The organism is Wolbachia endosymbiont of Tuta absoluta (assembly GCF_059414725.1).
This window is the reverse complement of sequence record NZ_JBNRJY010000247.1, coordinates 1-975: the sequence shown is the minus strand read 5'-3', so window position 1 is coordinate 975 and position 975 is coordinate 1. Positions and strand designations below refer to the sequence as shown.

The 975-nt window shown below is 42.1% G+C and carries 1 pseudogene; it reads right to left on the bottom strand.

Going from position 1 to position 975, the window contains the following annotated elements:
- Window positions 1-847: 847 nt before the first annotated feature.
- Window positions 848-975 (bottom strand): annotated as a pseudogene (locus ACJ5GX_RS02715) (tyrosine-type recombinase/integrase); the annotation flags it as partial.

Genomic DNA, 975 nt, shown 5'->3' with positions numbered 1-975 from the left:
TCCCTGGTTACATCAAAATGATTCTAAGGCATTCACTTAGTAATAGGAAAAGGGACTGCAGTGAAAATTGCGATCACATCTTGAATCATCCTTATGATCCGAAAATCATCATGAATCTTGACGGTGAATTTTGCTCTAGTGTCCCATGAAGCCGTGCTTCGAAAGGCTCGTTACCTTCAGTCCCGATTGATGTATATATGATTATTTAGTTGGCGGTCGTTACAAAACCATGTAAGAGGCCTACCTTTAATAGTAGGTGGTTGAAAACTCTGTAACCAGGGTTCATCGGATCGTTCAACGACTTGATTTCCCACATGAAATAAGATGATAACAAAAAGAGAATGATAATAATGGATTCCCACGAGTGGATCGATCCCAGGCTAAGGTAAGGTTCAGAAGGCGCTTCCACAGAAACTCCGTTCTGAAGCCGCAATGTAATATAAGGCGTTCAATTGCTTGAAGGCAATGTAATAAGTACACTGCAGCACCCTAGGCAAAAGTCATCCTTCATGCATTACGGCCGGGTAGTCATGATTCGGCGTGAACACAACGATAGCGCGTTTTAAAACCTAGTGGCGCCATCTGTTGAGACTATGGTGTACTACAGCCATACATAACGTTTCAGTGCTGGACATGGGCATTGGGCCTCCCCCTATCGGGGGGTATTGCCTTACTCACAATGCTTGGCAAGCAAGTTGGCAAGTGGAGTGCAAGATGCTGCAACCACAGGGAATAATAATAATTGTATAATAATATAATTTTAACACTGCTGTCCATTTCCTGGGTGAAATAATACTTTTTCGCACTTTTATCACACCCACCCACGGTAAGAGTTGAAGTGACGCTATTCTAAGCCAGATCCGCTTGCTGATTTTTTTACTGTTTCCATGAGCAAAAATATTTCTTGAACACTTAAATACTTAGGCAAAGGACGGGAAACCTTTGGATTTCTTAATTCATTATCATTAGCCGGTG